This window comes from Viridibacillus sp. d25.2 (assembly GCF_055456015.2).
In genome coordinates, this window is record NZ_CM196652.1 from 2,133,541 (window position 1) to 2,159,607 (window position 26,067).

Here is a 26,067-nt window from a genome sequence, read left to right on the forward strand (position 1 = left end):
ATCAAATTTTTTTATGAAGACCTAAACATAAACATGTTAAAGAAGAATCCATTTTGATCAATCTTTTTTCAAAATGGATTCTTTTATTTATTGTTAAATATTGGTTTTTAAGGTGTTTTTGAAAAAACATTATTTTAAAGCAACACATAACATTAGGTTAGACACTATGGAGGGATTACCAGAGTGGGAGTTAAGGTTATTTGAAGAAAAGTAGCAAGAACATATTATGAACCAAGTTATTCTTACTTCAAATAGTAAATTTATAATCGAATAAGAGGAAGTCATTCAATACATACTAATAGACCTGATATTATAGTTTAATCAATCATTAAAATAAATTCCTTATTTAACCAAATGTGTTGATCCAAGTAGGATTAACGCTTTTTTGTTGAACTTAGTACTAAAGGGACTGCAGCATTCCTTTTTAAAGAGGCTCTGCGTCTTGAAAGAAAAAGAGCCCTCTAGTATGATGCATGAGTATCAACGATCATTGACTCATCATCAAAACTAAAGGATTTCTTTAGAAATGAGTTAACTTTATTCAACTTTTACAACTAGATCACCGAATAATTTATCACCGACATATACTTCTAACTTCCATAATCCTGATGTCGGAAACTCCAAATCAGATGGTATGTGTGTAGTAGCTCCATTATTCGGACTTATCCCGATTTTTGAATACTCCCAAACTTTTTCGGTTTTATCCATTGCTGAAGTATTAATTAATACTTTGTGTTCTTCGCCATTTTCATTGATTCCAATAACCTTAAACTTACCATTAAATTCTTCTTCTTTACCCCAAAAATGCCACATATACTTCTGGGGTTCACCTCTAACAATTGGTGAAACTTTAACGTCTCCCGCTTTTCCAGAACCAAGCAAAATACCCAATTTTCCTTCCTTACCAATGAAAACATATTCGCCCTTAGTTCCATCATTAAAAGTAGTGGGGATTACGAAGTTTGGACTAACTTCCCACTTTTCCTCAGTAACTATTTTCTTTTCTTCTGAACACCCCGTTAATATCGCTATTAACAATAAGCATCCAAAAATAATTTTTTTCATATTAGCCTCCTTTTGTCATCTTTTAGTTGTCGAAATATTCACTGTATTATAAATATAACATATTTTCCACTTTAATACTTATCTGCTCCAGTAAAAAAGGATGAGTAAACGGAAAAACATGTTGGAAATTCTAACTAGTTTTTTGTATTACGATTGAGTTCTCTTCGAACTACTGCACTTAAAGGCGTTAAGCATGTATAAGATAACGTATGATACAAATTAAGGAGCAGATGTTTCTAGTTATGATGTAGCTCCAGGTAATAAGATTATCGAACCTCAAGCACCCAGAGGAACGCTATAATTTAAGTGGTTCGTATACAGATTCAGATTATACAACAGTTTGGAATTTCACTACTGATCAAGTAACAAAAAATATAACCTTAAATAAGAAATGAGAATATTCCGAATACTTACCAAGTAAACCAGTAGTAGTGCCACAAAACTTCAAATCAGTGATAAAAGTACAACAATTAGCCATTCATCTAATCTAAGATGAATGGCTAATTGTCGTACTTTAAAATTAGTAAGAAACACTATATTTATTTTGATTCATTTGTCTGCTTTTCAAAATCACATAGATCAATCCATTTCTGAATAGACACTATAACCTCATTGAATGCCAAACCGTTTGGTGTTAACTCATATTCAACCTTTTTTATCGAAGAGTCAATTAGCTTTTTATTGATTAGGCCTGCGTTTACTAGTTCGTTTAAACGTTCTGTTAGTAAGCGGTCAGAAATTCCGGGGATCATGGTGTGAATTTCGTGATAACGTTTAGGACCTGATAACAAAGTATAAATAATCATCCCCATCCAGCGTTTTCCGATAAATTCGATTGCTTGATGGTAGCTACTACATATATGTGTACAATTCGGTTGATTCATAAAACAACCTCCCGCCTGTGAATGCATTTTCTTCTATTGTAACATATAATACTTTTTTATTGACGTATAAACTTACTAATGGTAAGATTTCGTATATCAACTTACCTTAAGTAAGTTTTAGGAGGAAACATAATGTCAACAAAAACAGAATCAAATTTATATACACTTATGCAAGACAGAAAATCAGTTCGGAAGTACGATTCTACATTTAAAATGACTCAAGAACAACTTAAGGAAATCATTAAAGAAGCGACTAGTGCGCCATCTTCAAGTAATCTACAAGCATGGAGATTACTTGTTATTCAAGATGAAGAAACGAAAAAAGAACTTCGTGCAATTGCTAACAATCAAGAACAAATTGAAACATCTTCAGCAGTTATTGCCGTTTTAGGTGATGCTGAAATGTATAAAAACGTAGAAAAAATTTATACACAAAATGTAGCAGAAGGCCATATGGATGAAGCTCAAAAGAACATCACGATTGAAAATACACTTCGTATGTACCCATCTGCACCAGCAGAAGTAAGAAAAAGTATCGCAACTTTTGATGCAGGTCTAATTTCAATGCAACTTATGCTTATTGCAAAAGAAAAAGGCTTAGATACAGTAACTATGGGCGGATTTGATAAAGTGAAATTTGCTGAACGATTTGAATTACCAGAAAATCAATTTCCGATTGTATTAATCGCTATCGGTAAAGCAGCTGCACCAGCATTCGGTTCATCTCGTTTACCATTAGAAGATATTGCTCGTTTTATCTAAATAACTTTGAAAGTGTAACATTCAGCAGAAACTAATTTGTTTCTGCTTTTTTTGTATGGATTTTTATGGAAATTAAGGATAACCTTTTTCGGTGCAATACTATTCCAATATAGGATATTGTGCAGTTTATCTAAACTACTTTGTAAAGTTATGATTCAGCAGAAACTAAATTGTTTCTGCATTTTTTTGTGCAGTTATTAGGAATAAAAAGGAAAAACTACATTCTTAATAGAATTATATAAAGCACAAAGGAAAGGGAGGCTTAAAAGATGAATAATAGTTTATTACGAGTTGGAACTACATATGTCCCAGTAACTGATGTAGACATGTCTGTAAAGTGGTATATAAATAATTTGGATGCGGAATTGAGTTATCAAGATGAAGAAAAAGCAATTCTTAATCTAGCAGATCAAAGTTTTTTCTTAGTGAAAGCGAAAGAAAATCAGAGTTCAAATTTTATAGACAGTAACGGTAATGAGCGTTTCTCTATGACGTTTGAAGTGGATGGATTAAGAGCATTAGAAGAAATACATAGCGTTTTTATAGAACGTAAAATGGAAGTCGGTATCATTGAAAATAGAGGTCATGCTGGAAGAAACTTTGTTTTTGCTGATTTAGATGGAAATAAATTTGATGTGTGGAGTGAATTAAGTCCAAATTTTAAAGAAATCAAAAATTCGATTAGTAAATAGGTAAAGCGCTTATTCATCAAGCGTAGTTAATGAAAATTATGAAAATCTGACATATATAGAGGTAGGGGACACAATGCTACAATATTATTCGAAAGTAAGTGGAAAAGGTAATAAGGTTGTTATTTTTCTTCCTGGTACTGGATGGTCTGGAAGTATGGGGATGCCTATAGCGGATGCATTACATAAGGAGTTTACTACACATATGATTGATCTACCTGGTATCGGAAAGAGTACTGGAATTGAAGGTGTAGTTACGGAAAGGGATATGGCTGACTGGCTTCATGGATATATCGAAAAGAATCATTTAGACAAAGTTGCTATAATTGGTCACTCGTTAGGGGGGATTATTGGTTTAGCATACGCATTCTATTATCCCAAGAAAGTAGATCGACTGATTCTTTTAGATATTGGATTTGCGAGAATTAATCGTTTCCCTGTTAAAATGTTCGGTAAAACTGGATATTTTTTACCTATCATAAGTATTTGCCATAAATTATTTGGACAAGGTTTTTTAGGGAAAGAATCAGATGATGAGCAAGAACCAAAGCCTAAAACAGAGGAAGAAATTAAGCAAGTTATTGAAAAGTTTGAATTTGAAGATAGTCCTTTTATTAGAGAAGCCATTGAAAACCAACGATCAAGTAATCTATCGGGTATAAGTTTGTTGTTAGCAGCTTATAGGAGCAATCCACCTAAAATCTTAAAAACAATTCAAATGCCTAGTTTGCTACTTTACGGAAATCGGGAAAATAGTCCAGCAGCTGCGCAACGAAAGATAAAGAGAGAAGTAGAGGGAATAAAATCAAACCAAGTAAAAATTCAGATGTTAAAGGGTGATCATTATGCCCATGTACAGGATAAAAGAGCTATAGAGTATATCAGTACATTTTTGGCTTAATAGTGAGAATGTAATGAATCGTTAAAATTGAAAAACATAGTGGTAAAATAAATAGAATAAGTGATAATTTCAGGCCATTTATCTCAAATTAGAAGATAGATGGTCTAATTTATTGTGCAAACAATTTATCGTTTCGGATATAGAATATGTAGCGAATGAAGTTTTACTTTTAAAAAGAGGGGAGATTATTCAGAAAAAATCACCCAAGGAATTAATCCCTGCATTAAATGGTCAAGTGTGGTCGTTGGTAATGACAGAAGATGATTTTTATAAAAACAAACAACATTTAACAGTGGTAAATTCTAATCATCTACAGGGACAAGTTGAAACACGAATCATTTCTGAAAGGCAACCTCATGAAAAAGCAATAACCGTTGAACCTCGTTTGGAGGATATTTATGTTTATTACTTTGGAGCAAATGATTAAGTCTTATAACATCAAAAATAATAAAAGAACGTTCAGCAAGCCTTGCCTAGACATAGACAGCCGAACGTTCCTTTTTGTTTGTAATTGAATTTTTAAGCTATAAATTTCGTAAACCAAGCAATATAATGAGCGCCTGGAATGAAAAAAGCTTGTGCTAGAAGTGTCCCAAATAAGCGTGAAGTCATCATCATAATTGACATACCTTTAAGATTAGAATAACTACCTTTTTGATTGATGACATCATCGGCAAGGATTGATATTCTAGGGTCGATGAAGATGATCAGTAAAATAGTGGCAAGTCCGTTAATAAGACCAGATGCCATTATTGCAGTAGAAGCTCTATCTGGTGCTAGTAAAGATGCATACAAGGCAGATAAAACACCGATTGTATAAATAGCTGTAATGATCATGTTAATGACAAATAGTTTGATTGGAATATCTTTTAAGCGAATATCTTTCAAGTAAGAAAGTTTTGGCAAGTGGATATGTTTTAGTCCGCGCTTTATGTATGCAAATGTGAAGCCCTTTTTAATAAGCGACGGAATAGAACCCCTTTCTTCTGCTAAATGGATAATTGCTCTTGAGAAAATGGCGATAAAAGTTGGGAGTAATAGTATCCCAATGATGGTACCAATTGTGGAAGATGCAATTATCACCCTAAATTGACTTTCTACAAATTCTAATGTATTTTCTTTAGGTGCTTTATCAATTAAGCTACCAGTAAAAGGCTGCTGCATCATATTAGCAAGCCTCGAAACCATGACCATTAAGTTGAATAAGGATAAAGCTGAAGCAAGTAGTTTAACCCTAGCACCAGATAATCGAACAGCATAGGCAAGTGTTTCGATACAATGGATAATTAGGATGAACAGTGCAATTAATAATAATTTCTCAGTGAATAGTTCTGAAATAAAATCACCTTCTCTTAAATGATATATTAGCATAATCAAACGATAAAAACTGATTTTAGACATAGCCTAGAATAGATATTTTTATTGGTACCATATTTTGTTATTATTAAACGTAAAGGACCATACGTACATATAGAGGCATTTATTTTCGAAAAATACTTATAAAAGTGAGGTGTAAAAGTGCAGGCATTGATAATTCGTTATATCGTTTTGGTTTTTACTATTGGCGTATTTTTAATACATATTTTGTTAAATGATGGCCCCATTACAAATGCATTCATTCTAGTCACAGTTACTCTGTGCTTATATTTTACAATCCCACTTAGCAAATTACCTGTAGTAAATTATTTAATCATAGTTCTAATAATCCCAATTGGTGCATCATTTTCTATTGATATTATTTATTTATTGCCAATGCATGCATTTTATATAATGGAGGGAGCTTTTCAACTTAAGCATCGGGATCACACTATATATATATGTTCTCTAGGTATCGTTTGCACAGTAATCATTTTATTAAAACTGACGCCACTTATAAGTTTGTTACTATTTATTGCGATTTGTATAAGCTCTTACTTTGTAAATCATTTTTATTGGAGTGTTAAAGAAAAAGGAGAGCTCTATACAGGATTATTAGGAGAGTACCGAACGTTAAAGCGTTCTTTTGTTGAACAAGAACAACTAGTACGTGCAGAAGAGCGCACAAAGATGACGAGAGATATCCATGATTCAGTTGGACATAAGTTAACGGCATTGCTAATGCAGTTAGAGGTGCTCTCAATTGAAAATAATATAAAAGGTATCGAAGACATAAAAGAACTGGCTAGAGATAGTTTAGATGAAACGAGAAATGCTGTACGACAGCTGAAAACGAGTGAAGCAAGTGGGATTCAATCTGTTATTCAATTAATACGAAAGCTAGAAATGGAGAGTCACTTACAAATTCGTTTTACGTTTGAAAAAGGAGTGGTATCTTTACCGATTTCCAATAGTCAAAGTATTGTACTTTATCGTGTACTCCAGGAAAGCTTAACGAATGCGATGAAATATAGTGACTCAAAAGAAGTAGATGTGATTTTGAGGCAAAATTCTTTGCAACATGTGCATTTTATTGTGAAAAATAAAATGCTGAAAATGAAGACTTTTGAATTCGGGTTCGGGCTAACGAATATGATGGGTAGAGTGGAAGAAATCGGTGGCGAACTACGTGTCAATCAGACCGAAGAGCACTTTATAATAGAAGGTACATTTCCGATAAAAGAGAGGGAATAGAAAATGGTACATATATTAATTGTTGAAGATCAGGCTATTGTGAGAAATGGGCTTAAAATGATTGTACAGCAGGAGCCTGATTTTGAAATTGTTGCGGAAGCAAGTAATGGGGTTGAAGCACTTGCTGCGCTTGAAAACCACCATATTGATATTGTATTAATGGACGTTAGAATGCCAGAAATGAATGGAATAGAAGCAACAAAAAGAATACGCAATCGATTCCCGTATATTAAAGTGTTAGTATTGACGACATTTGATGACGAAGAATATGCGTTCGAAACATTGAAAAATGGGGCAAATGGATTTTTATTGAAATCAGCAGAACCACATAAATTAATCGGTGCTATCCATAGTGTTCTCGAGGGTGGACTTGTATTAAATGAGGATGTTGCAGCAAAATTGATGCCGAAATTATTGAAGAAAACGTCTTCATCACAACAAGTACACACGCTAACTGAACGTGAGCTTGATGTGGTAAAGCTCGTAGGTGAGGGCAAGACAAATAAGGAAATATCAGAAGAATTGTTTTTATCAATTGGAACGGTAAAAAATTATATGACACATATTTTACAGGAACTTGAATTAAGAGACCGTACCCAGCTGGCTATTTATGCTGTGAGAAATGGGCTTGTATAAGATTGATGATTGGCCAGAACCTTGGAAATTATGAGTAAAGAGTTATTTATCTAACCTTTTAATTTTAATCTAAAATAGGGGAAGCAGGTTAAGTCATCATCAATATGGAATGTAACTATAGTGATGATGAGAGGGGTGAACAAAATGAACAAAAAGCAAAGATATGCATTGGTTATCTACTTTTGTTCAATGATTTTAAGCGATATAATTGCCTTCATTTTTAATAATCCTAAAAGTCTCTTGTTAATAATGAATCTGACGATGTTCCCGTTGTTAATAATCGTAATATTATTTTTATTGAAAGATGATTTGAAAACAACTGTTTTTGATAAACGGAAATTTACAGTAAAACAATCTATTTTTGCAATTTGTAAGTGATTTTTTATAGTATTTGTAGGGTTTATAGTGATTGCAAATATAACACCGTTGTTTTATACACCTAAAGAAGATACTCCTTTGAAAATGACCTATGCTGTTCCGTTAATGATTATACCTACTGTTTTCATTGGTCCAGTAGTAGAGGAATTAATATTCAGGAGAATTATCTTAACTACATTTTCTAAGAAATTCAATATTTTATTAAGTATCCTTTTCACATCCATCATTTTTGCTGGATGGCATATGTCTTTAACAGGTATTCCACTTTATCTTTGGATCTCGTTTATTATTTCTTATAGCTATTATCAAACTAATCGATTATTTGTTCCCATTACCCTCCATCTCCTATGGAACCTGTTTTCTACAAGTATCTATTTTTTAGGTAGTTACTTTTTCGAATGAGTAACCATATTCTACAAAGCAATGTAATGAACGAAGCGACGATTATTTCGTCGTTTTTTTATGTGACTGAGGTCATATTGATTTATGACGTTAGTTAGTCGGCAAGCCGCATGATTTTATTTATAGTGTATTTAAGGAGAGGGGCTGTCATTTATGATAGAAGTAGTGGATTTAACAAAGACATATAAAAAAGTAAATGTGGTTGATCACGTGAATTTATATATTGAGCCAGGGGAAATCGTAGGATTACTTGGTCCAAATGGTGCTGGAAAATCAACGGCGATTGCCATGATATCAACACTTATTAAACCTTCAAAAGGTGATGTATTACTTCACCAAAAAAGCGTAATAAATGATCAAAGTACATTGCGTAAAGTTCTAGGTGTCGTACCACAAGAAATAGCATTATATAGTGATTTAACTGCTAGGGAAAACCTGCATTTTTTTGGCAGTATTCATAAAATGCCTAAGGATAAATTGAAAGAGAGGATTGAAGTTGTATTACAACAAATCGGTTTACAAGATGAAAATAAAAAGCTTGTTAAACATTACTCAGGTGGGATGAAACGTCGTTTAAATATTGGTGTGGCGCTGTTACATGAGCCAGAATATTTAATCATGGATGAACCAACTGTAGGTATCGATCCACAATCACGAAACCACATTTTAGAGACTGTTAAGAAATTAAATGAACAATCCAATACAGCAATTATTTACACAAGTCATTACATGGAAGAAGTCGAATTTTTGTGTAATCGAATTTACATCATTGATAAGGGGCGGGTTATTGCATCTGGTTCAAAGGATGAGATTAAATCTATATTGTCTTCTGAGAAAACTATTCGTCTTAAACTTGAAAAGCCATCTAAATCACTTGTTGAGGATTTAAATATGAAGCCGATGTTATCAAATATTTTAGCTAAGGAAGCTGAGGTTACTTTTACCGTATCAAAAGATACAAATTTTCTACCAACGATCTTAACTTTGTGCGATCAGCATCATGTGGCTTTAAATAGCTTTCAAATAGAAGAGCCGAGTCTTGAAGATGTATTTTTACACTTAACAGGTAGAGCATTACGAAACTAGGAGGAGAGTCAATGTTTTTTGCACTTATAGTAAAACAATTAAAAATATTGAGTAGAAACCCCTTAGAATTGCTTGTTCTACTGTTAATGCCTGTCGTATTAATTACAATTTTAAGCATGGCGCTTGGATCTATTATGGATGGTAATAGTGAAGCGTTAGATTTGGATATAGCTGTTATTCAACATGATGAAGAAGAAGCGCAGCTCGACTCCTTTCTAAAAAAGGCAAATGAAAGCATGCCAATTGATGATAAGCTGAAGGACGATTTAAAACAAATGCTTCCAGTAACGTTGTTGCTCGATCAATTAACGGGAAATGAAGAATTGAAGAAATTTGTAAAAGTAAAAAAACTAGATGCGGATGAACTTAAAAAGGCAAGAAAAAGTGGAGCCTATGATGTCATTATTGACGTTCCAATGAATTTCACTAATGAGTATTTATCGTCCATTTTTTTATCAGGAAATAAACCTTCTTTAAATGTCTACTTAGATGAGGACCAGCCTGTTACTTCATCAATTACTAAAAGCATGCTGGATTATTTCCAACAACAATATTCTTTATTAACACAGTTGAATAATTCTAATCAGCTAGATGGTGCAGTAACGATACCTAAAATTGAAGTTGCATCGGATATTGAGACAATAGCCAACCAAAAGAGTATATCAGCAAAAAATTATTATACTTTTAGTATGAGTGTCATGTTCATCTTATATATGGCTAGTACTATAGCGAGTCTAGCGTTTTTAGAAAAAAATATGAACATTTTCGATCGTATTTTATTAGCACGTATCCACCCTGTAACTTATTTAGGTAGTATCATTGTATCAACTATTCTACTAGCAATGATTCAGATGGCTATATTGTTTACAGTTTCACATTTTATGTTTGATATTCAATTTGAGCAGTTCGGATTATATGTACTAATTACATTTCTAATGGCCGTTGTTGTAGGTGCTTTAGCTGCATTATTGTCAGCGATTAATTATAGAAACAATTCAGCGGGTGCTTCCAATATATTTTCAGCTGTAATAATATCTATTCTTTCCTTAGTAGGTGGGAGTTTCTTTCCAGTAAGTCAACTATCGTCATTTTTATCTACACTTGGGAAATGGACACCAAATGGAGCAGCACTTAAAGCTTATTTGAAACTCCAGCAAAATGCCACGTTTCTTGATATTCAAAAGTATGCCTTCAACTTAAGTATGTTAGGCATTATTCTCTTAGTTTTAGCGTTTATACTCTTCCCTAAAAGAGGTGGCATATCATGATAAACATTTTAAAGACAAAATTTCTATTATTTAGAAGAAAGCCAGCTGCTTATATTATAACGACTGTTATCATTTGTATATTTTCGTATTTAATGGGGATTGGGAACGAAACGAAGGAACCTATTGCCATTTTCTCTTCACTAAATGATGAACAAAATGGGGAAATAATAAAAGAGTTACAAAAACTATCACAATATGATTTCACAATGAATGAAGAGGAAGAGGCAATAGAACAAGTCAAAGAAGGTAAAGTAGATGTTGCTATTTCTTTAAAAGATGATGGCTATAAATTAATTGTAGCGCCAGATTTTATGGATGCTCCGATGATGGGAAATGAGTTAAATACGATTTACAGTCAGGTATTATTAAAGAATGCGATTATTCAATCGTCTCCCGATGATAAAAAAGAACAAGTAACAAGTAAAATAGAGAAAATTGAAGGCGATCCAAGTTTTAATATTGATTATAAAAACTTCGGTAATGATAATGGAGTAAAGTGGGATAAGAAGTTGCATAGTATATTTGGTTTTACATTATTTATGGTAATATATACGATTGCAAATGGTGTCAATCACATTGTAATGGAACGAAGGGATAGAATTTGGGAAAGGATAACTGTATCTGCTATTCCAAAATGGAAAGCATATCTAGCAAATTTAACTTATAGTTTCTTGCTTGGATACTTGCAGATTGCCTTAGTACTTTCTATTTTCTATTTTGGTGTAGGAGTCGATTTTCATGGTGGTTATTGGAAGAGTTTAATTGTTGTGATACCATATGTCCTTTGTATTGTGTCACTTTCAATATTCATAGCAGCAATTGCAAATACACCAGGTAAATTTAATGCTTATATTACGGTACTCGCAGTTCCTTTAGCCATGCTTGGTGGAGCATATTGGCCACTTGAAATAGTAACATCGAAAATAATGTTAGCCTTGTCTAAAATTACTCCGATAAAATACGGCTTGGATTTATTAAATGGTGTAACTGTAAATAGTAGTACAATATCAGATTTACTATTTCCATTTAGTATTTTAATGTTCATGACAATCATTTTAATGGGTATTGGTATTAATGTTTTAGAGAAAAAAGAACAGATATAATAATTTTGGAAAGGGTACTTACATTTTAAATGTGAGTACCCTTTTTATAGTTGAATTCCCGAGAGCGAGGGAAGTTATTTATAAGCTATAAAGAAATAATTGGTTTATAAGTAAAAAGGTTTTTTTGATTATTTATCAAAGCTACAAAATATGAAAATCTCACAGCCAGCAGTAACAAAACATATTTAAAGTTTAGTAAAGACTTTAAATATACAGTTGTTCGTAAGGAGAAATAAATCTATACCTTTAAACCAAAATGTAGAAACATTCTTGTCTATTGCCCAGGAAATTATTAACATTTATAAAGAACGGGTTTAACGATTTCAGCAATATGTACAAGGTTTTAAGAAGGAACTGACTATAGCATATTCCTCTCAAATTGCACTAATTCAATGCTAGCATCTATAAAACTACTGCCATTTTTTAATCCATTCAATAAGTTTATTCAAGTCGAGATAACTTCGGAATAGTAAGAATAAAACAACAGAAATTGAACAAATTATAGTGGATGGAGGTGAAAAAAATTGCCGAAAAACAATAATGAAAAAAACAAAGCGAAAAAGCAAAATGACTTAGGACGTGAAGAATTTGGTTTTGGTTACGATCTGAGTCCTGATGATTTTGATGTTGTTGGACAAAACGACGAGGCACATAAACAACATAATCATGAAGATAAAGAAAAGCCGAATAATAAAAATAATGCGAGAAGAATAAATGAATAAGTAACTTGAATGGAGAAGTACTATATATGAAACGATGTTATATTGTTTTATTATATAGTACTTTTTTGTGTAACTGCTTCGAAATAATTGAGTAATGTACATAAAATACTTGAACGAGTTATATAATTACATTAACGGATTCAAAAGGCAAAAAAGTATTTTCAATAGTATGTGAATTATTACTGAAAATAATGTAACTGTCGTTATTACACAAACTTAAAAAATTATGACTGAACGGGAGGGATAAGATGCGAATAGGATACCGTTCAATTTCTGTAATAGTTAACTTATTTCTGGGCTATTTATCTTTTTTTATAGGTGTATTATGGTTCATGACAATAATGTACGCTTCGCATTCTTTCGGATTGAGAGTAGACTCTACTTTCGATGATGGTTTACTAGGAATCTTTTTAATTTTTTCTATCATTGCAACGGCTATTTATATTCCGGCTTGTATTAATTTAAACAGCATAATTAGGCCGAAATTAGAAATGAAAAAATGGAGTTTTATCACTTTTATATCGATAGTTTTTATCCTTGGTTTTTGTATTATTACTTTAACTATACAGTGAACGGTTGTTAGTAAATAAAAAAAGTTGCATTTTTCCGTGATATGTAACAGGCCCATAAAGCCCAATACATCAAGATTTTATGAGTGATTTCATTTTAGTATGTTCTCAAACAATCATATAGAATTAAAAAAACTCTAGTTTTTAAATAACTAAAGTGCTATGGTATTTACATACAATATAATAATCCTTCGGGGTCGGGTGAAATTCCCAATCGACGGTGATGAAGTAAATCTTCTAAGCCCGTGAGCCTTTTTAAGGCAGGATTTGGTGCGAATCCAAAGCCGACAGTATAGTCTGGATGGGAGAAGGATGTAGAGAATATCAAAGTCTTATTAAAAATCTCGTATTTTAATAGGTTTATTTAGTATTGATAATTTCAAATCTCCTATCAAACTCCGTAGTGTACTATGGGGTTTTTTTGATGCCCTAAAGCTAGAATGTATTGTTGTAAAATTTCATAAGTAATATCCTTCGGGGTCGGGTGAAATTCCCAATCGACGGTGATGAAGTGAAGCTTCTAAGCCCGTGAGCCTTTTTGAGGCAGGATTTGGTGTGAGTCCAAAGCCGACAGTATAGTCTGGATGGGAGAAGGATGTAAAGAATATCGAAGTCTTATTAAAAATCTCGTATTTTAATAGGTTTATTTGCTTATGATATTTTGGACAACTCCTATCAAACTCCGTAGAAAACTATGGAGTTTTTTTGCTGTGAAAAATTGAATATGAACGTCCTTCGGGGTCGGGTGAAATTCCCAATCGACGGTGATGGAGTAAAGCTTCTAAGCCCGTGAGCCTTTTTAAGGTAGGATTTGGTGCGAATCCAAAGCCGACAGTATAGTCTGGATGGGAGAAGGACAAATAGATAACACGCAATTCCTTTTGAAAAATAGTATTTCAATAGGTTTATTTAGTAATGCGTTTATCTAAAACTCTCCCAAACTCCCTAATTATATTAGTGAGTTTTTTATTTATTAAAAACGGGAGGTTTATCACAATGCATGATAAGTATTATATGGATTTAGCACTGAAATTAGCGGCAGTTGCCGAAGATCAAACGTCGCCAAATCCGGTAGTTGGAGCAATCATTGTAAAAGAAAATGAAGTGGTCGGTATGGGAGCGCATCTTAAAGCTGGTTCTCCCCATGCGGAGGTGCATGCACTAAAAATGGCCGGAGAAAATGCTATCGACAGTACGATGTATGTCACTTTGGAGCCTTGTAATCATTTTGGTAAAACACCCCCCTGTACGATGGGCATATTAAATGCAGGTGTAAAAAAAGTAGTGATTGGGACACTTGATCCAAATCCTAAAGTAGCAGGAACAGGTGTTGCAAAACTAAAGGAAGCTGGCATTGAGGTTGAAGTAGGTATTGGTGAAGCGGAGGCTTTGAAATTAAATAAAGCCTATATGTATTTTATGAAACAGAATGTGCCCTTTGTCACGTTAAAGCAAGCCATCACATTAGATGGAAAAATTGCTACAATACATGGACGTAACGAAAATATCACAGGTACAGAAGTTCAGCAGGATGTTCATCGTAAAAGAGCGCAATCTGATGCCATCTTAGTTGGAGTTGAAACAGTTTTAAATGACAATCCATTACTTACAAATAGATATGCAAAAAGTAATAAGCAACCGATTCGAATCATTTTGGATACTCATTTAAGAACACCAATGAATGCAAAAGTTGTCATCGATCAAACAGCACCAACGTGGATAGTTGTTGGAAATGAAGTCTCATCTAATCAAATCACAAGCTTTGCACAAGCCAATGTACGTATCATCCAACTTGAAACAAGAACCATCGTAATTCAGGATGTCCTTGAAGAGTTAGCACGACGAAATATTGTCACGCTTTATGTGGAAGGGGGCAACCGTATAAGTTCTAGCTTTGTCAATTCAGGTCTAGTCAATGAAATGATTACTTACATAGCCCCGAGAATAGTAGGTGACCATGATGGAGTTGGCATGTTTGAACATTTAAACGTAAAAAGCATGGATGATGCTGTCCCATTAAAGCTACAGCAAGTGGAGCAAATTGGTGAAGTTATTAAAGTGATATCGAGACTGGGGGATTAGGCTATGTTCACAGGCCTTATTGAAGCAAAAGGGAAAATTAAAGTGCTGACAAATGGTACGGATAGTATGAAGGTTACCATTGAAGCCAGAGACATTATGTCGGATATGCAACTTGGCGATAGTGTAGCAGTAAATGGTGTATGCTTAACAGTTTCGCATTTTACCCATAACGAATTCACAGTAGATGTTATGCCGGAAACGGTTAAAGCGACAACAATTCACTCTTTAAAAGTGGGTCAGTTGGTGAATTTAGAAAGAGCGATGGCAGCAAACGGTCGATTTGGCGGTCACTTTGTTTCAGGTCATGTTGATGGGACAGGGACAATCGTTAGAAAAACAAAGCAAGCAAATGCGGTCTATATCGATATCTCTATTTCGCGAGAACTTAGTCAATTTTGTATATCAAGAGGTTCAATTGCCATTGATGGAACAAGCTTGACGATTTTTGATAGACAACCTGAAAAACTCACTGTTTCACTTATTCCACATACGTATCAAGAAACGATTTTCGCTCTTAAAGAAATAGGACATCAAGTGAACATTGAAACGGATATGTTAGGCAAATATATTATTCACCAATTAAAGAATAACGACGGAACTTCAGCAATTACAATGAATTTTTTACAACAAAACGGATATTAATACGGGCGGTGTATAGCAATGTTTCACTCGATTGAAGAGGCGTTAGAAGATTTAAAAGATGGCAAAATGATCATCGTTGTTGATGATGAAAGTCGTGAAAATGAAGGGGATTTAGTTGCACTTGCAGAATATGCAACACCAGAAAATATTAATTTTATGGCAACACACGCACGAGGATTAATCTGTACGCCCATTACTGAAAAAAGAGCGTTAGAACTGCAATTGCATCCAATGGTATCAACAAATACTGACCATCATCAAACCGCTTTTACAGTTAGTATTGATCATGCTAATACAAGTACGGGCATTAGTGCATTTGAACGTTCACAAACGGTTTTACAGTTATTGGATGGAGCTGCTAATGCAGATGATTTTAAAAGACCTGGTCATGTTTTCCCGTTAGTTGCGAAGGAAAATGGTGTATTAGAAAGACCTGGTCATACAGAAGCAGCAGTTGATTTAGCAAAAGCATGTGGCGCGATTCCAGCAGGTATCATCTGTGAAATAATGGGGGATAGTGGGGAAATGTCTACGGGACAAGAGTTAATGGACTTCGCAAAAGCGCATCAACTGAAAATAATTACGATTGAAAGTTTAATTCATTATCGTTATAACCATGAAAAAGTAGTTACTAGAGCGGCTAAAGTGCAACTTCCAACAAGCTATGGACAATTCACTATGGTTGGCTATGAGAACAAACTCGACAACTGTGAACATGTGGCACTTGTTAAAGGCGAAGCAAATGTTGTAGAAGCTCCAATAGTACGCATTCATTCTTCATGTTTAACGGGTGATATTTTTCATTCGGAAAGATGTGATTGCGGTCCTCAATTGCAAGAAGCACTTAGTATCATTGAAAACGAAGGTGCAGGGGTTGTGTTGTATATGCAACAAGAGGGCAGAGGGATTGGCTTGATTAATAAGCTTCGTACTTACGAGTTGCAAGAGCAAGGCTTTGATACAGTTGAAGCTAATCTAGAACTTGGCTTTCTGGCGGATGCACGAGATTATGCATTAGCAGCTCAAATGCTACATGATTTAGGTATTTCAAAAGTACGTTTATTAACAAACAACCCAGATAAAGTACAAAGTTTAGAGGCATATGGAATTGAAGTTGTTGAAAGACTGCCGATTGAAATTGCAGCAGTAGCAAGCAATTCGTTTTATTTAGAAACTAAAAAAGAAAAGATGAATCATCTTATTTCGTAAAGGGGATCGTAAAATGGGAAAAGTATTTGAAGCGCAATTAATTGGAACAGATTTAAAGATTGGCATTGTAATAGGCCGATTCAATGAATTCATTACAAGTAAATTACTAGGAGGCGCAATGGACGGTTTAGTCCGCCACGGCGTATCAGAAGATAATATTGATGTTGCATGGGTGCCAGGTGCATTTGAAGTACCATTTATAGCGAAGCAAATGGTAGAGAAAGGCGACTATGATGCTGTAATTGGTCTAGGAACTGTCATTAGAGGCTCTACAACGCATTATGATTATGTGTGTAATGAAGCGGCAAAAGGTATTGCAAACGTATCTTTAAATACGAATGTACCGGTCATTTTCGGTATTGTCACAACAGAAAATATTGAACAAGCAATCGAGCGTTCAGGCACGAAGTCAGGCAATAAAGGCTATGATTCAGCAATTGCAGCGATTGAAATGGCTAACTTACAGCGTTTGTTTTAAAAATAAAGCACTTCTACGATTTTGTAGAAGTGCCTTTTACATATCAACCATTATACAAGCCGCTTGCTTCCATTAACATGAGAATCAACGGTATGATACCCAGTGTGAAGCAGGTAATCGTTAATATTTTTGCTTGTCTAGCTTCGCGTTTATTTCCTTCATTGAGGTGTTCTATAAATGAAATTTTAAAATAATAGGCCAATATTAATAATAAAATAGGACTATACATAATTATTGTACTCAAAATATCACCTCGATTCCAAATTTATCTTCAATATAATTATATTAAAAGAATTCGTTTACAGTTCATTTGAAAGGTTTGTTCAATTTATTACCTGCTTCTGTTACACTTTCAGTTCCTCTTGAATTGGAACTGAAAGAATTACCTTTTTCTAGTGGGTTGCTATGAGAAGTTGAATAGCTTTGAACAGTAAACAAATAGAAAAGGCGGTTTTTGAAAAGAAATTTGATCAAAAAATTCTCTGGTGCATGAAGCTAAATATTCTCTTCATATTATCAGCTCCTCTATTTAATTTTTAGGCAAATAAATTAGCAGTTATACCCATTTTAAGATTCCAAGTCAACTGCTTTTTTTAATTAAGAAACTTTTCTTTTATTTCTTCAAGTAGCACACTATTAATGCTGTTTTGATCTAAAGTTGCATCTTTCAAAAGATATTTGCAATTTGCATGATTCTACCAATTGAATCGTTTCCTCGCACCACTTTATATACTGTACTTCTTGATCAAATATCCTTTCAAAAAAAATAACTATTCGAATTTAAGATTCTCCTTTCCTTAAATTTGGAATTAAGAAACTAGCGGAAGTTCCTATTAGAAACATTATACATGTCATCCAGGTTATAGTGTCTAAAGTTCCGATTTTATTTAGTAAAAATCCTATTATTAAAACACCAGGTAAAGCCATTGAACTGCAGATCATATTATAAATGTTAAAAGTTCTCGTATAGTTTTCACTAATGACTTCATCTTGTAGATAAGTAACTAGAGTGACGTTGAAACCGCCTAATACAATACCTTGGAAGAAGAATAGAGGGATAATACAAAGCTAATTTGATATAAATAACAAACTCCCAACACTAATACTCAGTGCAAATAGTGGGGGAATGATTAACCGTTTTCTATCAATCTTTTTATAAATTTTAGGGACTAAAGTGGCACCAATAATTGTACCTAAACAGACCATTCGCTTTTGCTCTATCTTCAGTGTAAATAATATACGGTAACAAAGATTGTGATTTGCGGGTGTGAAAAATAAACCTAAAACACTTAGTAATACTAATAATTAATACGTCCACTCATAGGCGATAAAATACAAAATCAGCGGGAAAATCAGCAGGAAATAATTGAATTAGATTCTAATGGATTCAATATAGTATTTATGATGAAAATGGTGATTATATCAATTAAAAAAAGCGTTTCAAAAGCCATGTGGCTTTTGAAACGCTTTTTATGCAAACAAGCCCAATGCAAAGGCTACTAAAGCAGAATCATAGGTTACTAGGGAAAATTTTTGAACTGAACTTCCTGAAGATGTGAATGACCTGGTCGAATGGGGATTCAAACAGGCGGCTTTGTGACATAACAAAGTAGGTTACACCTAATCCGATAATTGCACCAGCCATTACGTCTAGAGGATAATGCACGCCGATAAAGATTCTTGAAAGTGCCATTAAAAAGGCCATTATTATAAGTATACTTCCTACTTTTCTTCGTTTCCAAAAAAGGGCAAACGCCAAGGCAAATGAACCAGCAGCATGATTACTTGGGAATGAAGGATCTAAGTTTGATTTTTCATATAACAATGTTACTGCATGGTTAACATATGGCCGTGGTCGAAAATACGTTATTTCAATAATTTTGTCTATACCAAGTGTAAGAATGACAATCGTTAACGCATATAATACGATTTTTTGATTTTCATGCTGATTTTTTGATTTTGAAAACCATAGCCATATAAAGACCATTCCAAACAGAATGGGGCCATATTTCGAAAACAAAAGAACAAGTTGATCAAAAATCAAGTATTTTCCTGCAAACTGGTTAATTAGTTTAAAAAGTTGATAGTCTATATTCATGTTGTTGTCTCCTAAGGTGAAACTTTGTCTGATTTAGTGACTTTTTTTTCATTGTTCTCTGATGATAAAAACTCTTCTAATGCTCGTTTGTTCTTTTCAAGATCAATATCCAAGACTGCACCTACGTTTACATTCTTGTTTTCAAAAGAACTTGCAATAGGAATTCGTAAAGTATCCATACCTTTAGATTTCCCAACTAATAAACCTTTTCCAATTGCAAGAATTGTTTTATTGTTAACGTTTGTATCAATGTATGGATCGGCAACACCAAGTATTTTTGGTAAATTCAGTAAGGTTTGAATACTGATAGCTTCTTCTTTAACCTTAGACAAAACTTCTTGCTGGCGTTCCACTCGCCCAAAATCACTTAGACGATCGTGGCGGAATCGTACATATCCCAATAACTGGTCACCATGTAAAGTTTGTTCTCCTGGAAGTAATGTCATTCCAATTCCATACTCCATTTTGTAAGGAATATCAACCTCAATCCCATCGGGCGCTAAAAGATCAATAATTTTAGGGAATCCTTCAAAATCAACGACAGCGTAGTAATTAACATCAATATCAAAATTTTGCTTAATTGTTTTCCTTACAAGTTCAGGGCCTCCAAAAGCAAAAGCAGCATTTATTTTCTGCTTCCCGTAATCTGGAATGTCGACATACGTATCTCTCATAATAGAAATAGTTTTTACATTATTCGTCGTTTGATTATAGTGTGCGATCATTAATGCATCAGATCTAGCGCCTTTTTCGCCTCTAGAGTCACTTCCTATTAATAGCACATTAATCTCACCAAATTGCAGATCCGCACCTTCGAATGGATCAAACGTCGTTTCGTCATCTTTATAGAGACCTTCGTTGGCCATAGACAATCCGCTATTGTATTGATAAATCCAATAAATGATCCCTGCTACGATTAATAATGCGAATGCTAAGAACAAATTTCTTAGCCATTTACGGCTCATTTTACTTATTTTCATAATAGATCCACCTGTCATTTAATTGTAAGTTATTTCTTTAGTAATGCATTTGTAGTAAGTTGTACAGCAATAGCATCGTCTAAATAACCAATAGGAAATAGATAATCGGGAATAACATCGACGGGAATTATAAAATATAATAATGTACTTCCAATTAAGGTTAGTTCAAATAATGTACCATTCCCCAATGTGAACTTCTCATATAACTCTTTCAATTTGCTTATAAATGGGCCTATGCTTCCGACATTCTGAATTTTTTTATCAAAATCTTCAAGAATTGTATTTTTACCCTCTTCTGTTTGTGCATATAGGCCATAGTTTTCTAATTTCTCTTCAACATCTGCCATTGAAAATTGCTTATCATAAACGTTAGAAGTCTCAAGAAAAGCTTGAATTGCGTCAACAGATGTATGGATATCATGAGACTTATCCTGTCGCTGTTCAATAGGGTATCCTGCAGCTTCAAATAGATTGATTAAAGGAACTCCAAGGCAGGTAGCAAATTTTTCTAAATGTTGTGGTGTTGCTTTTCGTTTATCGTTTATTATCCGTGAAATGGTAGCTGTATCGATTCCGGTGAGTTCACTAAACTTCCGCATAGACAATGAACGTTCTTTTAATAATTCTCTTAGCAATAGACCAAGAGTAGTACCGTTTCTCTTTTCAGCCATTCACCATTCTCCTTTCTTAAGTTACGAACTTGAATCTAATGTGAAATTATATATTTTCAAAAAGTATATAATTTCGTTGACAATTTGTCAACGTGTTGTGTTAAAAAAATGCTGTAATAGCAAGTATTAAAATAATTACACCACTAATAATTGTTCCAAATTGTCCTACGGTAAATGAACCTATCCTAACATCTGCTACTTTACTTCCTATCTTGACCCCTGCCCAAACACTAATCAAACTGCCTATTGCAGCGGTTACCGAAATTGCAATCGGTGAAAGACCGAGTAAACCGGCTCCTAGCCCATTTGTAAGTGCATTCGCCGATAACGCAACGCCTAGAAGTACAGATTCCCCCCAACCAATCTCACCAGACTTATTAAGATCAGCTATCTCAGGATTTCTTAAAATACTTTGAACACCTTTGGACTTAACAACATTCTTACTATCCACTTTTAAATTCTCTTTTTTTATTGGTTTAGCCAAAAGAATTATCCGAATACCGATAACAAATAATAAAAATGCTCCAATAATTACAGGAAGCATTCCTGGAAGAATGGTCGATAGCCAAACCCCGAATGTAATTCCTCCCATACTCATAAGAAAACAAATGAACGCAATTAATAAATTTTTGTCAAACCTAACAGTTATCTTTCGTATCCCATAAGAAATTCCTACACCTAAATTATCAATACTTGATGAAACAGCAAAAGCTAAAATGATTAACCAAGCCACTGTACAACACCCCTTGTTTTTTTTATATCCTATTATTCGTGTTGACAATCGGTGCTTGTTTATTTGAAAAGTGTTGACAAAAAAACAACGTGCAACGTCATTTTTAAGGATACATATTTTTTTATATTGTAGATGCTTTTTCGCGAAAGATGAAGCAGACAGCAATGCTGCAGGTAAATCTAATTCATTTTTCTAGTACACTTTAGTATTATTTATTTAAAAATAATGAAACTTTTCCAATATTCACCTAGTCTAACTACAAATAATTAAGGGAGGGCAAGCGGGAATGGATGATATAGAAAAAGAGATACGCTTGAAGCAAGCTATGGATCTTTACGGAGATTATCTGGTGCAGCTCTGTTATACATACGTGCGTGATTGGGGTATAGCAGAAGATGCCGCACAAGAGACATTCATACGATACTACAAAAAGATGGAGCATTTCCGAGAAGATGCTACATTAAAAACGTATTTATATCGAATTGCGGTGAATGTTTGCCATGACTACATAGCGAGCTGGAAGTATCAAAAGGTACGTATTACCGACTTTTTTGGTAAATGGATTGCATCAAAGCAAACAACAGAGTCCATTGTAATGGATCGAGATACTTCAAATAGGCTTTTACATTCCATTGAAAACTTACCTACTAAATACAAAGATGTGATTGTGCTGTATCATTTTGCAGAAATGTCTTTAATAGAAGTAAGTGAAACACTAAATTTAAATGTTAATACAGTCAAAACCAGATTAATTAGAGGAAGGAAAATTCTGGGTCAGACATTACATGAAGGGGGAGAATTATATGCTAGATCCAATTCGTGATGTGATGAAAAACGGGTATAAACACGGGAGGTTTTCTATACAAAAGAAACGTGAAACGATTGAAAAAATAAGAGGGAAGAAAAAGACTAATTTATTTCCATATATGGCGATGGTTTTAACGTCATTTGCACTTATTGCGTTGATTTTTATATTAATAGAATTGCCTACAGATCAAGAAGAAGTTGTTGTTAGTAGCGGTAACTCTTCAACAAAGGTTTATCAGGCAGTGACACAATCTGTTGAGGAGAGATTGGACTTATTCACTGAATTAGTAAAATTACGTGCTACCGACGATTCAAAAGTCGAGAAGATTGAAGAGCTACGAAATACATTTTTCGTTCAAAATGATTGGTTGTTACAGCGGGCAATCGAAACTGGAAAAAGCTTATTTTATGAGTCACCGGATTTATCTAAAAGTGAAAGAACTTCTCTAATAGAATTGCTACAATATATGAATGCCTACGTTGTAAAGGGGGATGAGGGGGCACCGGAAGTTTACGAGGCTTTTTCAGAAAATCAAGCATTCCATGATGTAGTATCTAATAGTAGAGAACTAAAAAAGACTTTGGCTAATTACGTAGCTCTGCCAGATTATCCAAAGGATTTGGCAAAACCACTTACGTTTACAGAAAAAGTGGCGAGTCTTCCCATTCTCACATTGGGTTCTTTTATATTATTCGTTCTATTGATTGTTGCCGTAGTCATTATAACGATACGTGGTAGACGAAGAAATTGGATTTTTGTCATACCTTTGGTGTTCTTAGTTTTAGGATTGATAGGGCTGTATAATAATCAGGAAGTAAAACTATATGGTGATGATGAATCGATGATGTTGCAATCCATAACTAGTGCTTTAGATATATATGCGGATGAAGGAGAGCCGCTTGAAAATATTAAAAATTTGGAATTAGTAACAGCCGCTGCGTACGATGATAAACGGGTGGCATTAGCGAAAGCGGATGATCAATATATACTCGCATCATTTGGCCTGAAGAATGGTCATTATTTATATGAAAAAATGGAGTGGGGTAGTAATATGACATTAAGTAGTTATCAAAGAACGTTCGATGGTGGTAATTTTTCTAGTAGATTCTATAATAACATACCAAATGTTGCAAAAGTGAAATTCGTTAAAAAAGGATACTCTACTTTTTTTCAAGTAAAACCTCAAGAAACCTTATTTTGGACAATTCCAGGGGAGATTTTAAATGAAGCTTTATCAGAGGGATATTTTGCAGAATTTTACGATGAAAAAGGAAATGTTGTAGAATAAACTACTCGTTTCAAAAGTCAATAGGCTTTTGAAACGTTTTTTTGATTTCACAAGAACTAAAGGCAAAAGCATGACTAGCATTTTGCAGTTAACTAACTATCTATCTAATGTATTAAAAAGTGAATGGTGCGAAGAAACGATTAAATTAATAGAACCCTTAAATATCTTTAGGGTAATGAAACAATCAATGTGAACACCATCTCAAAAGTAGATTTATTAATGAGAGTTAAGCAATCTTACAATGTTGGTGTTCTTTCTGATAGGATTTCAATATCAAGAACCCAATAATTAATCCTATAGAAAAAATTTTTGTCATGATTTGACTGAGAGCTTATAAATTAAAGGTCTAACAGACCAAACTAGGCTATACTAGAGTATGAGGGGAATCCAATTCAATTCCTTTCGAGTAAAGGAGCTGACTTAAATTGTTAAAACAACAAATGGAAAATTATATTGAAAATCATATAAGTGAAAACAAAATTGAGTTGTTTGATATTGAAAAGGAATTCGCAGAAAAACATCAATTACTTTCAAGTGACTTAACTGTTTCTGAAAAAGCATTTCATACAGATGTTCTTGAACGCTGCAATAAAGAAACGGAAGAATTGATAGCTACTGAAACTCCTGCCTTCTTAGGAAAATCAATTTCATATTTGAAAGAACAAGCAAATGAATTTGTTTACGTAGAATCAAGTGATTTTGAGTTAATCCGTATTGACGCGGTTGCACTTGAGTTCGATGATGTATTTGAAACTTATACAGCATTATTTGGCTTGAAATTGCAAAAGAAATTTGGCGATGCTATTAAAAACTACTTAAATACGCATTTAACTGGAGACAATGCGAAATACAGTGTTATGTTTTCAGGTGAAGATGGTTTATGGGATGTAAACGTGCCGTTGGATTATATTGAAGGTTTTAATGAAGAGCAGTCATTTGAAGAAATCTATAACATGATTTATCGCTTCTTTTTCAAATTAGTTGAAGAGATAGAGGAAACGAAGCAGTGAAGGATGGGGAATGATTGAGTATTAGAGAGTTTATATACACATATTCGGGGCATCGAGATGAGTATGATTTATGTCGCATGGAGATGCGGTCATTTTTTGGATTCGACGTCCTGTCAAATGTGTTAAAAAGTACGATAAAGATTAATCCAAGTAGAAGTCCGTTTATGAAAGAGCGCTTAGAAGTAATATTTGAAGGTGATAGCCTCGAACAAATAGGGGACTTAGTTGAACAACTCGATTTAGGCAACGCTACATTTAAAGTTGTTTGCTTGAATGATTTTGAGCTTGGTGCTACGAAAAAGATTGGTCACTCGAAGCGAAGAGAAATAGAACGTAACATAGGTTTACGGATTCAAGGTGAGCCTGATTTGGAGCAACCTGAAACTGTATTCGGTGTTGTAACAGTAGATAACAAATGGTATTTCGGGAACTTGGTCGTTAGTGAACCAATCTGGCTTCATCATCAGCAAAAGCCGCACATGTACTCAACTGCACTTAATACACGTGTCGCAAGAGCAGTCGCAAATATTGCAGTTCCACATCCTGAAGGGGTTCGTGCAATAGATCCTTGTTGCGGCATTGGGACGGTGTTAGTTGAAGCATTATCAATGGGAATTGGTATCGTAGGAAGAGATATCAATCGACGTGTTGTATTAGGTTCGAGAAAAAATATCGCACATTTCGGACTTAAAGGCGATGTAACTACAGGACCCATTTCAGAGATTGATGATAATTATGACGTTGCTATCATTGATATGCCGTATAATTTATTTACACATATTACAATAGAAGAACAACTTGATATTGTAAAACAGGCTCGCAGATTCACAAAGAAAGTTGTCATAGTAACGATTGATACGATGGACCATATGGTTGAAGAAGCTGGTTTTGAAATAATCGATCGCTGTGAAGCGAGAAAAGGTACTTTTGCTAGACAAGTATTAATTTGTAAATAATCTATGCCCCTACTACATGTTATTTTTCATGTAGTAG

At 33.9% G+C, this 26,067-nt stretch carries 26 protein-coding genes and 3 riboswitches; of the genes, 19 read left to right on the plus strand and 7 right to left on the minus strand.

Going from position 1 to position 26,067, the window contains the following annotated elements; all coding sequences use genetic code 11:
- Positions 1-537: 537 nt before the first annotated feature.
- Both ACZLO7_RS10830 and ACZLO7_RS10835 read right to left on the minus strand, forming a co-directional pair.
- On the minus strand, positions 538-1,065 hold the full coding sequence (locus tag ACZLO7_RS10830) for a DUF4871 domain-containing protein (protein WP_464939775.1): 528 nt from the start codon (positions 1,063-1,065) through the stop codon (positions 538-540).
- A gap of 539 nt (positions 1,066-1,604) precedes the next feature.
- Entirely contained in the window at positions 1,605-1,949 is a 345-nt protein-coding gene (locus ACZLO7_RS10835; RefSeq protein ID WP_464939776.1) for a winged helix-turn-helix transcriptional regulator, read from the minus strand.
- A gap of 132 nt (positions 1,950-2,081) precedes the next feature.
- On the opposite strand from ACZLO7_RS10835, the gene ACZLO7_RS10840 reads away from it, so the two are divergent.
- The 4 genes from ACZLO7_RS10840 to ACZLO7_RS10855 all read left to right on the plus strand — a co-directional run bounded on the left by ACZLO7_RS10840 (position 2,082) and on the right by ACZLO7_RS10855 (position 4,728).
- Positions 2,082-2,711, plus strand: a complete 630-nt coding sequence (locus ACZLO7_RS10840; RefSeq protein WP_464939777.1) for a nitroreductase family protein — start codon at positions 2,082-2,084, stop codon at positions 2,709-2,711.
- Between the two features lie 269 nt (positions 2,712-2,980).
- On the plus strand, positions 2,981-3,403 hold the full coding sequence (locus ACZLO7_RS10845) for a VOC family protein (protein ID WP_464939778.1): 423 nt from the start codon (positions 2,981-2,983) through the stop codon (positions 3,401-3,403).
- A 73-nt stretch (positions 3,404-3,476) separates the two neighbouring features.
- The gene (locus tag ACZLO7_RS10850) at positions 3,477-4,301 is read left to right on the plus strand and encodes an alpha/beta fold hydrolase (RefSeq protein ID WP_464939779.1); all 825 of its coding nucleotides are present in this window, start codon (positions 3,477-3,479) and stop codon (positions 4,299-4,301) included.
- Between the two features lie 112 nt (positions 4,302-4,413).
- Positions 4,414-4,728 carry a hypothetical protein gene (locus ACZLO7_RS10855; RefSeq protein ID WP_464939780.1) on the plus strand — a complete coding sequence of 105 codons (315 nt, stop codon included), beginning with the start codon at positions 4,414-4,416 and terminating at the stop codon, positions 4,726-4,728.
- Between the two features lie 92 nt (positions 4,729-4,820).
- On the opposite strand, the gene ACZLO7_RS10860 is transcribed toward ACZLO7_RS10855, so the two are convergent.
- A complete protein-coding gene (locus tag ACZLO7_RS10860) occupies positions 4,821-5,672 on the minus strand; it encodes a lipid II flippase Amj family protein (RefSeq protein WP_464939812.1) in 852 nt (283 codons plus the stop codon).
- A gap of 147 nt (positions 5,673-5,819) precedes the next feature.
- Between ACZLO7_RS10860 and ACZLO7_RS10865 the strand changes: the two genes are divergently transcribed.
- From ACZLO7_RS10865 to ribH, 11 genes are all read left to right on the plus strand, one after another.
- Positions 5,820-6,911 carry a sensor histidine kinase gene (locus tag ACZLO7_RS10865; RefSeq protein ID WP_464939781.1) on the plus strand — a complete coding sequence of 364 codons (1,092 nt, stop codon included), beginning with the start codon at positions 5,820-5,822 and terminating at the stop codon, positions 6,909-6,911.
- 3 nt (positions 6,912-6,914) lie between these two features.
- Positions 6,915-7,547 (plus strand): response regulator transcription factor, encoded by a 633-nt coding sequence (locus tag ACZLO7_RS10870; protein ID WP_464939782.1) that lies wholly within the window; start codon positions 6,915-6,917, stop codon positions 7,545-7,547.
- Positions 7,548-7,952: 405 nt separating this feature from the next.
- Positions 7,953-8,327, plus strand: a complete 375-nt coding sequence (locus ACZLO7_RS10875) for a CPBP family intramembrane glutamic endopeptidase (protein ID WP_464939783.1) — start codon at positions 7,953-7,955, stop codon at positions 8,325-8,327.
- Between the two features lie 153 nt (positions 8,328-8,480).
- Positions 8,481-9,413: an ABC transporter ATP-binding protein gene (locus tag ACZLO7_RS10880; RefSeq protein WP_464939784.1), complete on the plus strand. Its 933-nt coding sequence runs from the start codon at positions 8,481-8,483 to the stop codon at positions 9,411-9,413.
- An 11-nt stretch (positions 9,414-9,424) separates the two neighbouring features.
- A complete protein-coding gene (locus ACZLO7_RS10885) occupies positions 9,425-10,681 on the plus strand; it encodes an ABC transporter permease (protein WP_464939785.1) in 1,257 nt (418 codons plus the stop codon).
- Entirely contained in the window at positions 10,678-11,784 is a 1,107-nt protein-coding gene (locus ACZLO7_RS10890) for an ABC transporter permease (RefSeq protein WP_464939786.1), read from the plus strand. The genes ACZLO7_RS10885 and ACZLO7_RS10890 overlap by 4 nt, the downstream gene beginning before the upstream one ends.
- Before the next feature lie 524 nt (positions 11,785-12,308).
- Positions 12,309-12,506, plus strand: a complete 198-nt coding sequence (locus tag ACZLO7_RS10895; RefSeq protein ID WP_464939787.1) for a hypothetical protein — start codon at positions 12,309-12,311, stop codon at positions 12,504-12,506.
- 752 nt (positions 12,507-13,258) lie between these two features.
- A riboswitch (FMN riboswitch) is annotated at positions 13,259-13,392 on the plus strand.
- A gap of 149 nt (positions 13,393-13,541) precedes the next feature.
- A riboswitch (FMN riboswitch) is annotated at positions 13,542-13,675 on the plus strand.
- Between the two features lie 127 nt (positions 13,676-13,802).
- Positions 13,803-13,936, plus strand: a riboswitch (FMN riboswitch).
- A 135-nt stretch (positions 13,937-14,071) separates the two neighbouring features.
- The gene (gene ribD, locus ACZLO7_RS10900; RefSeq protein ID WP_464939788.1) at positions 14,072-15,157 is read left to right on the plus strand and encodes a bifunctional diaminohydroxyphosphoribosylaminopyrimidine deaminase/5-amino-6-(5-phosphoribosylamino)uracil reductase RibD; all 1,086 of its coding nucleotides are present in this window, start codon (positions 14,072-14,074) and stop codon (positions 15,155-15,157) included.
- 3 nt (positions 15,158-15,160) lie between these two features.
- On the plus strand, positions 15,161-15,799 hold the full coding sequence (gene ribE / locus ACZLO7_RS10905; protein ID WP_464939789.1) for a riboflavin synthase: 639 nt from the start codon (positions 15,161-15,163) through the stop codon (positions 15,797-15,799).
- Positions 15,800-15,817: 18 nt separating this feature from the next.
- Complete coding sequence (locus ACZLO7_RS10910; protein WP_464939790.1) at positions 15,818-17,008, plus strand: bifunctional 3,4-dihydroxy-2-butanone-4-phosphate synthase/GTP cyclohydrolase II; 1,191 nt, start codon at positions 15,818-15,820, stop codon at positions 17,006-17,008.
- A gap of 13 nt (positions 17,009-17,021) precedes the next feature.
- Positions 17,022-17,486 carry a 6,7-dimethyl-8-ribityllumazine synthase gene (ribH, locus tag ACZLO7_RS10915; protein WP_464939791.1) on the plus strand — a complete coding sequence of 155 codons (465 nt, stop codon included), beginning with the start codon at positions 17,022-17,024 and terminating at the stop codon, positions 17,484-17,486.
- Between the two features lie 1,510 nt (positions 17,487-18,996).
- On the opposite strand, the gene ACZLO7_RS10920 is transcribed toward ribH, so the two are convergent.
- The 4 genes from ACZLO7_RS10920 to ytaF all read right to left on the minus strand — a co-directional run bounded on the left by ACZLO7_RS10920 (position 18,997) and on the right by ytaF (position 21,968).
- Positions 18,997-19,584 (minus strand): phosphatase PAP2 family protein, encoded by a 588-nt coding sequence (locus ACZLO7_RS10920; protein ID WP_464939792.1) that lies wholly within the window; start codon positions 19,582-19,584, stop codon positions 18,997-18,999.
- 11 nt (positions 19,585-19,595) lie between these two features.
- Positions 19,596-20,564: an LCP family protein gene (locus tag ACZLO7_RS10925; RefSeq protein WP_464939793.1), complete on the minus strand. Its 969-nt coding sequence runs from the start codon at positions 20,562-20,564 to the stop codon at positions 19,596-19,598.
- A 29-nt stretch (positions 20,565-20,593) separates the two neighbouring features.
- Positions 20,594-21,235, minus strand: a complete 642-nt coding sequence (locus ACZLO7_RS10930; RefSeq protein ID WP_464939794.1) for a DUF1232 domain-containing protein — start codon at positions 21,233-21,235, stop codon at positions 20,594-20,596.
- Between the two features lie 100 nt (positions 21,236-21,335).
- Positions 21,336-21,968 (minus strand): sporulation membrane protein YtaF, encoded by a 633-nt coding sequence (gene ytaF / locus ACZLO7_RS10935; protein WP_464939795.1) that lies wholly within the window; start codon positions 21,966-21,968, stop codon positions 21,336-21,338.
- A 286-nt stretch (positions 21,969-22,254) separates the two neighbouring features.
- Here ytaF and ACZLO7_RS10940 point away from each other — a divergent pair, with 286 nt between their 5' ends.
- The 4 genes from ACZLO7_RS10940 to ACZLO7_RS10955 all read left to right on the plus strand — a co-directional run bounded on the left by ACZLO7_RS10940 (position 22,255) and on the right by ACZLO7_RS10955 (position 26,030).
- Positions 22,255-22,791 (plus strand): sigma-70 family RNA polymerase sigma factor, encoded by a 537-nt coding sequence (locus tag ACZLO7_RS10940; RefSeq protein ID WP_464939796.1) that lies wholly within the window; start codon positions 22,255-22,257, stop codon positions 22,789-22,791.
- Positions 22,772-24,064 (plus strand): carbon starvation CstA 5TM domain-containing protein, encoded by a 1,293-nt coding sequence (locus ACZLO7_RS10945; protein WP_464939797.1) that lies wholly within the window; start codon positions 22,772-22,774, stop codon positions 24,062-24,064. The genes ACZLO7_RS10940 and ACZLO7_RS10945 overlap by 20 nt, the downstream gene beginning before the upstream one ends.
- 425 nt (positions 24,065-24,489) lie before the next feature.
- The gene (locus tag ACZLO7_RS10950) at positions 24,490-25,074 is read left to right on the plus strand and encodes a branched-chain amino acid aminotransferase (protein WP_464939798.1); all 585 of its coding nucleotides are present in this window, start codon (positions 24,490-24,492) and stop codon (positions 25,072-25,074) included.
- Positions 25,075-25,088: 14 nt separating this feature from the next.
- A complete protein-coding gene (locus ACZLO7_RS10955; RefSeq protein WP_464939799.1) occupies positions 25,089-26,030 on the plus strand; it encodes a TRM11 family SAM-dependent methyltransferase in 942 nt (313 codons plus the stop codon).
- The last annotated feature ends 37 nt before the right edge of the window (positions 26,031-26,067 follow it).

What these genes read in the sequence shown, in the direction of transcription:
- ACZLO7_RS10830 (WP_464939775.1), bottom strand. Translation starts at nt 1,065, where the DNA reads ATGAAAAAAATTATTTTTGGATGCTTATTGTTAATAGCGATATTAACG.
- ACZLO7_RS10835 (WP_464939776.1), bottom strand. Translation starts at nt 1,949, where the DNA reads ATGAATCAACCGAATTGTACACATATATGTAGTAGCTACCATCAAGCA.
- ACZLO7_RS10840 (WP_464939777.1), top strand. Translation starts at nt 2,082, where the DNA reads ATGTCAACAAAAACAGAATCAAATTTATATACACTTATGCAAGACAGA.
- ACZLO7_RS10845 (WP_464939778.1), top strand. Translation starts at nt 2,981, where the DNA reads ATGAATAATAGTTTATTACGAGTTGGAACTACATATGTCCCAGTAACT.
- ACZLO7_RS10850 (WP_464939779.1), top strand. Translation starts at nt 3,477, where the DNA reads ATGCTACAATATTATTCGAAAGTAAGTGGAAAAGGTAATAAGGTTGTT.
- ACZLO7_RS10860 (WP_464939812.1), bottom strand. Translation starts at nt 5,672, where the DNA reads ATGCTAATATATCATTTAAGAGAAGGTGATTTTATTTCAGAACTATTC.
- ACZLO7_RS10870 (WP_464939782.1), top strand. Translation starts at nt 6,915, where the DNA reads ATGGTACATATATTAATTGTTGAAGATCAGGCTATTGTGAGAAATGGG.
- ACZLO7_RS10880 (WP_464939784.1), top strand. Translation starts at nt 8,481, where the DNA reads ATGATAGAAGTAGTGGATTTAACAAAGACATATAAAAAAGTAAATGTG.
- ACZLO7_RS10885 (WP_464939785.1), top strand. Translation starts at nt 9,425, where the DNA reads ATGTTTTTTGCACTTATAGTAAAACAATTAAAAATATTGAGTAGAAAC.
- ACZLO7_RS10890 (WP_464939786.1), top strand. Translation starts at nt 10,678, where the DNA reads ATGATAAACATTTTAAAGACAAAATTTCTATTATTTAGAAGAAAGCCA.
- ribD (WP_464939788.1), top strand. Translation starts at nt 14,072, where the DNA reads ATGCATGATAAGTATTATATGGATTTAGCACTGAAATTAGCGGCAGTT.
- ribE (WP_464939789.1), top strand. Translation starts at nt 15,161, where the DNA reads ATGTTCACAGGCCTTATTGAAGCAAAAGGGAAAATTAAAGTGCTGACA.
- ACZLO7_RS10910 (WP_464939790.1), top strand. Translation starts at nt 15,818, where the DNA reads ATGTTTCACTCGATTGAAGAGGCGTTAGAAGATTTAAAAGATGGCAAA.
- ribH (WP_464939791.1), top strand. Translation starts at nt 17,022, where the DNA reads ATGGGAAAAGTATTTGAAGCGCAATTAATTGGAACAGATTTAAAGATT.
- ACZLO7_RS10920 (WP_464939792.1), bottom strand. Translation starts at nt 19,584, where the DNA reads ATGAATATAGACTATCAACTTTTTAAACTAATTAACCAGTTTGCAGGA.
- ACZLO7_RS10925 (WP_464939793.1), bottom strand. Translation starts at nt 20,564, where the DNA reads ATGAAAATAAGTAAAATGAGCCGTAAATGGCTAAGAAATTTGTTCTTA.
- ACZLO7_RS10930 (WP_464939794.1), bottom strand. Translation starts at nt 21,235, where the DNA reads ATGGCTGAAAAGAGAAACGGTACTACTCTTGGTCTATTGCTAAGAGAA.
- ACZLO7_RS10940 (WP_464939796.1), top strand. Translation starts at nt 22,255, where the DNA reads ATGGATGATATAGAAAAAGAGATACGCTTGAAGCAAGCTATGGATCTT.
- ACZLO7_RS10945 (WP_464939797.1), top strand. Translation starts at nt 22,772, where the DNA reads ATGCTAGATCCAATTCGTGATGTGATGAAAAACGGGTATAAACACGGG.